At 55.1% G+C, this 4,404-nt stretch carries 2 protein-coding genes; both read right to left on the minus strand.

Annotation, left to right across the window (positions count from 1 at the left end):
• Positions 1-230, minus strand: a 230-nt coding sequence (locus TJ79_RS28220; protein ID WP_040951496.1) for a hypothetical protein, incomplete at its 3' end; no start/stop codon positions are given.
• The coding region (locus TJ79_RS16750) for a non-ribosomal peptide synthetase (protein WP_052339682.1) at positions 185-4,404 on the minus strand (4,220 nt) is incomplete at its 5' end. The genes TJ79_RS16750 and TJ79_RS28220, both read right to left, overlap by 46 nt.

Consider the following 4,404-nt stretch of genomic DNA (forward strand, 5'->3'; position numbering starts at 1 on the left):
TTGATATTTAAGTGAAGCTTGCCTTGATGGATACTGCTGGTGATCAGAAGTTTATAGGGCGCTTTGCTTTGGGGATCGTTGTTTTCTGCCGCAGGACCAGTTACCTTCCACTGCTCGGCGAACGCTCTAACATTATCGAATTGGCCCAAGTAGTTATACCAAATGTCAGGGTCGCGATACCCGCTCAGAAGCCGCTCACCTGCATCATCGTCGCGCCAGCAGCGAAGCATGCCGAAGGTCGCGCCGCCTTGCGGGATTTGCTCAGTGCATCCCGGACCATCACGGCGTTCGCATAGGCGCTTTGTTCCCGGCGGACTTTGAAAGCAAAGGGATACATGCTGGTAAACCAGCCAACTGTTCGGGACAAATCGGCATAATAATCCTCGTGCAGCAAATTCCGGCCATGGCCTTCGCAATTGATCAGGACCTGGTTCCGTCCCGTCCAGGCGGCAACCGCTCTAACGGCGGAGCTAAGCAAAATGTGCTTCGTCTCCAGTTTGCCATCGCCACCGCTTGCCTTCAGCAGCCGTGCCGTTGCCGCTTCGTCAATGACCGCCGTGAAATTCCGGTAGTTTTGGAGCTTATCCCTTTCATCTCCTCCTGCTTCAATAAAAGAGATTCCTTTGGAAGATCGCATTCTTTCTACCATCTGCCCCCAGTAGTTCAGCGCTTCTTCCCCGTGGGGAGAGTTGATGAACGCTCTGGCAATAGACAGCCATTGGAGGAACGAGGCGCCTGCCGGCTGCACATCGGGTTGCTCGCCGCGCGCTAATTTCTCGTAAAATTCAATCAGATCGGCTGCCGCGATCCGTTGGCTGACGGCATCGAATACGAAGTGATGGACAAGCAGCATGATCTGGTACGATTGGTCACTCAATTGAACGACCGCCCCTTTGAATAGCAGCCCTCGGGCTAAGGCGATTTCCCGTTTCAAACTTAGCTCAAGCCGGCTCAACTCCGCTTCTTGTTCCTTTTCACCAAAGTTGGATATGTCCACAATGTGAACATCAGGTTCGGTTCCGATAGGGTAAACATGCCATTTCGGCAGTCCTTCTTCGATAACCACGTTTGCCCGCAGCATCTCGTGGCGAGCCGCCAGCATGCGGATGGCTTTCGCCATTTTGTGCGGATCCAAAGCCTTTTCGATCCGGATGTTCAGCGGGAAGAAATAGAAATCTTTATTGAAGTCAGGCTGTGTGAAAATCCATTCCTGTACCGGTCCCAGCGTATGAGCAGGCGCTTGCGGCCATGAGAACGGCGCAGAGGCAAGATCTTGCTCGGCAGATAAGGCGTTTCCTGCTGACGCCGCTAATGCCGCCGCTTCTACCAGGCGTTCATCTAGAATACCTGCCAGTTCCCCAACCGTCTGGTGCCGGAAAATATCGTGCGTACGCAGCGGCAGTCCCGCTTGAATGCATCTTGCCGTTACCTGCAAACTGACAATGGAATCCCCGCCGATGGCAAAGAAATTGTCGTGGATGCCGACAGGCTCATGCTTCAAGCACATCTCCCAGATGCGGGCCAGCCTGTTTTCCGTCTCGTTGCGCGGGGCTTGGTAGCTCTCCGTTTGCGGAGAAATCTCCACCAAGTCCAACGCCTTGCGGTTGATTTTACCGTTGGGCAAGAGCGGCATTTCATTCAGGAGGGCGATCACATGAGGGATCATGAAGATGGGCAGCGTCCGCTTCAAATAAGCACGCACAAACTCTTCGGATAGAAGGTTCTCCGCGGCACAGGTATAGAAAGCAAACAGTCTGCTTTCGCCTTCCCCGCTCTTTCGAACCGTTACCGCACTTTGTTCGATTCCCTCGAGCTGCTGCAATCTGTTCTCGATTTCACTCAGTTCGATGCGGAAGCCGCGCACTTTGATCTGCGAATCCTTCCGTCCCAAGCAAACCAGTTGACCGTTTGGCAGCCATTTGACGATATCTCCGGTTTTATAGAGCTTCACACCAGGCGTCTTGGCAAAAGGATTCGGGATGAATGCCTCGGCGGTTTTCTCCGGCTGGTTCCAGTAGCCTTTAGCAATACCGACTGTATCGACGTAAAGCTCTCCGGGAACGCCTACCGGACACGGCTGCAGCTGTTCGTTCAGCACGTGTGCTTGATAATTCGGCAGTGGACTGCCGATGGGGATGAAGCTCGCCTGCTCACCGATCAAATCGGGGATGTCGCAATAGCACGTCACAACCGTACACTCCGTGGGACCGTATCCGTTGCCAAGCCTAATGCGCGTTCCAAACCTGCGCTGCCAGGCGCGGATCGTCTCCGCCAGAACCATATCTCCCCCGACGGTTACATAGCGCAAGGAAGCAAGCTTCGACGCATCACCGTCATCCAGAAGATCGGCGATCTGTTTAAAGAACACCGGTGGAAGGAACATAGCGCAAGTCGCTTGTGAACGCTCGACTGCTGCGGCAAATTCCTGAACGGAAAGTCTCTCGGAAGATGAGAGCAGATGAAGCCTTCCGCCGCTTAAGAGCGCGGATATCCATTCCACCACGGAAGCGTCGAAGCTGAAGGAGGCGAATTGCAAAACCGTATCACGGTCGCAAAAACCAAACTGCTCAACCAGCCAGTGTGTTAAATTCATAACCCCTTGGTGGGTGATCATGGTTCCTTTCGGTCTTCCGGTCGAACCCGAAGTGTATATCATGTAGGCCAAATCCGTTCCGCAAACGTCCCCTTGCGGCTTGCCCGTATTCGCATGATCCTCGATTTGATCCACATAGACCACGTTTTTATTCAATTGTTTGTTCGTGGATGAATCTTCCGTAGCAGCGACCCTTTCCAGCAATTCCGCGTTGGCGCTCTCGGTCAGCAGGAAAGCGGACTGGCTGTCGGCAACCATGTACCCGATGCGTTCTGCCGGATAATCCGGGTCGATCGGCACGTACGCCCCTCCCGCTTTAATCGCGCCGAGCAGAGAAATGACGAATTCGGGCGACCGATGCAGCAGGATTGCGACAAAGTCACCCTTGCGCAAGCCGCGCTCAAGAAGCACATTGGCCACTTGATTGGACTTGGCATCAAGCTCCGCATACGTCAACACGGTTTCGTTCATAGAAAGCGCGATCCGCTCCGGATACTTGCGTGCGATTAGCGAGAACCGCTCGTTAATGGTGCCTGCCTCTGTTTGAACGGAGGTATCATTCGCGCGCTCCAGCAATAGGCGGTCGGATGAAGGCAAAATATCCAAACTGCCGACGACTCCGCCCGGATCCGCCAGCCGTTCGCATGCAAGTGCGAGCATTTCGAGGAATCGGCCAGCCGTCTCCCGCCGGAACAAATCTTTGTTGTAATCCAGTTCCAGTTGAAGCGCGTCTTGCTTCTCTTGGACGTTGACGGTGAGATCAAACTTGCTCGCAACGGGGATATTCTCGCTAACAGGCATGATCTGCAGCCCGTTGCTTTCCTTGACCATGTTGAATTCATGGTAGCTCAGCATGGTGCTGAAAACCGGCGATTGGCTGAGGGAACGCTCGGGATTGAGCTTCTCGATCAGCACGTCGAACGGATACGCCTGATGCTCGTACACGCCTAAACATTGCGCCTTCACAGCTTGCAGCAGCTCCTTCACCGTCTGGTTGCCCGCAAGCTTCACCCGGATCGCCAGCGTGTTGGCGAAAAAGCCCAGCACCTCCTCCAAGCTTCGATTCATCCGTCCGGCAATCGGCGTGCCGACGATGAGATCTTCCTGCTGAGTCAAACGGTGCAGCACAATCAGGTACGCCGTCAGCAGCACCATGAACAGCGACATGTCTTCCTGCTTCGCCAGCTCCTTTAACCTCTTAGCCGACTCCCGTGGAATCTCCAGCTTCACCGTATCCCCGGCGTACGTTTGCGTTTCCGGCCGTGCGTAATCCATCGGCAGCTCCAGATTCGGCAGCGGTTTGGCCAAGGTCTCCAACCAATAAGCCTCTTCCTCCGACCACCGGCCTTCCTCCAACTCTCTCGTCTGCCACTCCGCGTAGTCCACGTACCGCAGCTTTGGCGCTTCCCCGTCCACCGCATCGCTATGCAACAACTTCCCGTACGTATCCATCCATTCCCGCTGCAGCCGCTGTATGCTCCATCCGTCCGTCACGATGTGGTGCAGGCATGCGTACAGCCGGAACGTCTGTTCATCCAGCCGATACAGCTTCGCTCGCATTAATGGCCCTTGCCCCAAATCAAAGGGCACCTGCTCGCTCTGCCGGATTTGCTCCTGCACGTAGGCATGCCGCTCTTCTTCCGAAAGCTCCCGCACATCTTCCACCGCAAGCCGCACCGCCGCTTCCTTCAAAACCATCTGCCGCGGTCCGTCTTCCCCTTCGAGGAACACCGTGCGCAGCGCTTCATGCCGCCGCACCACCCGCTGCAGCGCCTCTTCGAACAACGCTTCATCCAGCTCTCCTGTGATCT

This window comes from Gorillibacterium massiliense, assembly GCF_000455485.1.
Classification (GTDB): Bacteria; Bacillota; Bacilli; order Paenibacillales; family NBRC-103111; genus Gorillibacterium; species Gorillibacterium massiliense.